The sequence below is a fragment of the Paenacidovorax caeni genome (assembly GCF_001298675.1).
Taxonomy (GTDB): domain Bacteria; phylum Pseudomonadota; class Gammaproteobacteria; order Burkholderiales; family Burkholderiaceae_C; genus Paenacidovorax; species Paenacidovorax caeni.
Window position 1 is genome coordinate 1 of record NZ_CYIG01000089.1, and the last position, 4,153, is coordinate 4,153.

4 protein-coding genes are annotated in these 4,153 nt (G+C 52.8%); all 4 read left to right on the forward strand.

Annotated features, from left to right (window positions below; all coding sequences use genetic code 11):
* A partial coding sequence (locus tag BN2503_RS18555) for a transposase (protein ID WP_148639779.1) occupies positions 1–299 on the forward strand: 299 nt, incomplete at its 5' end.
* A gap of 974 nt (positions 300–1,273) precedes the next feature.
* Positions 1,274–2,116: a DUF6036 family nucleotidyltransferase gene (locus BN2503_RS21140; RefSeq protein ID WP_233495131.1), complete on the forward strand. Its 843-nt coding sequence runs from the start codon at positions 1,274–1,276 to the stop codon at positions 2,114–2,116.
* Positions 2,113–2,829 (forward strand): hypothetical protein, encoded by a 717-nt coding sequence (locus BN2503_RS18565; RefSeq protein ID WP_199445282.1) that lies wholly within the window; start codon positions 2,113–2,115, stop codon positions 2,827–2,829. Before BN2503_RS21140 ends, BN2503_RS18565 begins: the two co-directional genes overlap by 4 nt.
* A 242-nt stretch (positions 2,830–3,071) precedes the next feature.
* On the forward strand, positions 3,072–3,530 hold the full coding sequence (locus BN2503_RS18570; RefSeq protein WP_148639780.1) for a hypothetical protein: 459 nt from the start codon (positions 3,072–3,074) through the stop codon (positions 3,528–3,530).
* Positions 3,531–4,153 lie beyond the last annotated feature (623 nt).

Consider the following 4,153-nt stretch of genomic DNA (forward strand, 5'->3'; position numbering starts at 1 on the left):
TGCACAAGCGCCCCGATGCCCGCCAGGACGTCACCTGGCATGTGGCGATGCGCCCGGGCAAGCGCAAAGCGCTGGACAAGGAAAACAACGCCATTGACGCACTGATAGACCAGCTGGAGAAGCTCAAGGCCAGCATCCGAGCCAAGGTGGAGCATCCGTTTCGGGTAATCAAGCGCCAGTTTGGCTACACCAAGGTGCGCTATCGGGGGCTCAAGAAGAACACGCTGCAGCTCAAGACGCTGTTTGCGCTGTCAAACCTGTGGATGGTGCGCCAGCAGTTGCTGGCTGCCAAGGCATGAGTGCGCCTGCAAACAGGCAAGGGGCCGCAAAAGCGGTGCAAATGGCCCGAAAAGGCACCAAGAATGGCGCAAGGACGCGGACAAAACGGTGCGATTGCGTCATCTGAAAAACATCAGCCATGTAGCACTTGCGCAGCCGAGTTGTTCAGGATGTCCCTAGCTGTAATTTCAGTGGGCGCCGCCGCATTGTTTCATATTTCATTGCTCACAAACCGCATCATCGAAAAATAAACAGAAGCATCGACAATGCAGAACTATAAGCAAGGCGCACAGAAAGCTTGCACGCCGATAAGTATGTGAATGCCGCAATCTTGCATCAAGTACACTGCATGGCAAAGAATGCTATTTTATAATCTTGCAGCCATGCTTAATACTTCGCAATTTACGCAATCATTCTCGATGCTTTTTTGTTGGGCATACTCTGCGAGCTTTAGAAGCGTTGCGAGGCGGAAATTAATAAGAAGATTTATGGGGTATTCGTAAAAGCGTGTGGGCGCCAACGATGGATTGAAGCATGTCATACCAACCAGAATTCGTAAAACAGTTTTGCAAACTTCGTCGCTTCACTGTACAGTCACGCCGTAGGAAATCGTAAATTCTTGTTGTGAAGGGGGTGGCTGCAATGACTGCTAGAGATGTTGAATCGGCACTCCTTGCCCGATGCTCTGCCGTTGCTCGGGAGGCCACACAGGTGGCACATGACCAGCGGGAGGCCAATGTGTTTCAGTTGGCTGCGATGGTTGTTCGGTCGCAGTTTCCAGCCGAGTCCAAGTGCTTGGCGCAAGCCAGTGAACGGTATTTCGCCTCACATCCCGCCGAGCAACTAGCCTCGGCAGAAGTTGTCAGGCGGGGTTGGGTAATGAGTTTGCCGCGTTTTCGCGACATGCTTTCGCGTCAACTGCAATTGGGCTGAGGCGATGCCAGTAAGCCCAGTATTCCATACGCAAACTGCTCTCGCCGAAGGGCTAAGAGAGTTGTTCAAGCAGCTTGAAGAAAGGCTTGAACTCCGCAGCCCGGTGAATGTCTATTTGGCTGGAGGCATGGCTGTTCATCTCTACACGTCAGATCGTGTGACAACGGATGTCGATGCAGAATTCGGTGCCCGCGTATTCATCCCCAATGATTTGATCGTCGATGTCACTTTGGAGGACGGGACTCGCGAGGCCGTCCATTTTGACACCAATTACAACTCGACTTTTGCACTGATGCACGAGGACTATACCGACGATTCTATCCCTTTGGACATGGGGATAGAGCATATTCGGCTTTACGTCCTTTCTCCGCTTGATTTGGCCGTCAGCAAGATTGCTCGATTCGCTGACAATGACAAAGATGATATTGCTGCCTTGGTTCGGCTCGGCCTGACGAGCGCGGACGAGATCGAGCAACGCGCCACAGGTGCCTTGACAGGCTACATCGGCGGTCAGGCAATGCTGAAATTGAATTTGCGGGATGCAGTCATTTTGGCTCGCGAGGTCGAAAGTGAGCGGATTGCAACGCTGCGATTGGCAGAACTTCCTCGGCTCGAAAAGCGGGCGGGAGCAGCACTCACATTCTGGCAGCACGCCACTGAGGCCATCAAGGTACATGGCGCTAATGGCGTGGACTGGGCCGATGTTGAGCGAAAGACCATCGTCGAAAGCATCTCGGAGCATGGGCAACCACCTTCGGATGTTGCGGAGGTGATCTGCCAGCACAGTCCCGGTGCCGTATCCAAAGCGCGACAGGATGAGGTGCGCGCATTGGTTGATGGGCTTGCCCCGGAACTCCAAGCGCAATACGCCAAGGCGCGAAGCGAGAAAAGGTGTGAGTCGTGAAGTTCCCCGGAGCCAAACGCCGCCCTCCTTTCGTGACGCTGCCACGGCACAAGCGAAGCCACGAGGTCATTCGCCTCAAAGGCAAGATGCGCCGTGATGCAGCCGAGTACGGTGGCCGGTTCACCAGCCGCCTCGTGCTGAATGAGCCGGGCCGTCCCGACCTGTACAACCAGTGGTTTGACTTCTACTTTCCGGGCACGGATCGGTTCACGATCTGGAACGCCAGTTTCGTAACCGCCCGCAAAGCCTTCTGGGACAAGGCTCGCGACATCGCACACACCCGCGTAGCCGAGATGCTGACACCGGAAGAGCGGGAGCAAAACTCCAAGATGGAGTTCGTGCCTGCGCAACGCTCAAGTACGGGAAAAACCCTGACCTACAAGCTGGCCGAGCGCGAAGAGATGCGCTTCGAGCAATTTGGCGGCCTTACCTTTCATGAGCAGTGGCGCAAGCTGGAATCAGAGATTGCGCGCAACGAGCCGCCCGTGATCCATGAATCATTCAGACTCGACCGCAGCTACGTCTACGGCATCGGCTTGAAGATCGTGCTTGATGTGGATGTCATCAATCAGGCATCCATTGAGGATGCGATTGATCGCTTCATCGCAGTTGGCGAAACCGATTGGGTATCGCCTGAACCCGTGCCCCGCGACCGCTTGTCTGTCGTGAGCGAGTACGAGGCATTGGCGACCATCAAGTTTCCAGCGGAATAAATTGGGGTGCCCCGTCAATGAAAACCAAGAAAAAGCCTCTTTTACCTGTAGACATCAGGCTGCCAGAACGAGTGATGTTTGACGACGGAAGCATGTTTGTCACGCAACGAACTCTCGACGAGCTTTAGCGGTTTTGGCAAGAGCATAAGGGCCAATTCGAGTTTGCTTGCGAAGGGAAAGGCTGGGGCAACCCCATATTCTTACGGGAGTACGAGTGGGTCTTTGGCACTTCCAAATCCGCTGTGGTGCGAAAAGTCATGCGCTGGGGCGAATCTGGCGTCGGCTGCGAATTCTATGATTGGGCGAAAAACGACCCATCAATGTACCGCTTCTGGTTCGATGACCGAGAAGCCTACCGCGAATCTCAGATTGAAAAAGGTCTTTGGTCTGACCAGGATGAGGCGGATTACATAACTGATTGCATCCGAAGATCGCCAGAAACCTATCGTGGCTGGTGGCAGTTGAAAGATATTCCCGGTGGGTGCGACCCTTTGGATTGGTTTAATCCGTGCATTCATCATGAAGAGCTATTCGACCCCAACATGCCCATTTCGGAGGTGGAAAAGGCGCTGCAAGAGCAAACATTCGACGACTGGAAGCAGTCAGATGTCTATGAGATTGAATATCACGATCGAGAAAGCATAGAAGATGCGATTGCTTATCTGAGGCGCAGGTACAGGTCAACCACGATGGCTACATAGTTTGGGTGCACGCCAATGATGGTTCAACAGTTGGCCGTTTTTCCAAACGGTTCGGAATCGACGTGCATACAACTGCAACTCAACAACTTGAGGGATCGCCGCAATGCCTGCATTGCACCCACGCACCAGGCACTGCGTCTGACTGGGAGCTTTTTGCGACCTGTTAAATGCCCACCATCTGATCATAGTCCCCAAGGCACTCATCAAATTCCCCTGAACGACTAGATTTTCGAGTCCTCGTTCACTATCGAAAAGATCCAATAATAATATTACATGACCTCAAAGACTTGTAAATAAAAAGGGGCGGCCAAGACTCAGATGCAATATCGTGTCGAAATCCGCAACAATTTCGAAGTACCTTAAAGGAGATTTCGCAACACCTATCTCCAGCACTCTTGCTGCTCAGTGCCAGAAAAACTATGATGCAAACTAACAAAAGCATCTAAAAGCAGCAGCATGTCGGAAGCGGAAATCCTTCACCGCAATCCAGCTCCACAGATGGAGGTCTTGATCGATCTTTGGCTCGATCAAGGTTCTGCGCGCGACCGTGATCCGATTGGCATAAAAGGCGAGCCATCGTACCGTTATTTTTGGGCAACATTCACTCGCTATTTGAAGACAGG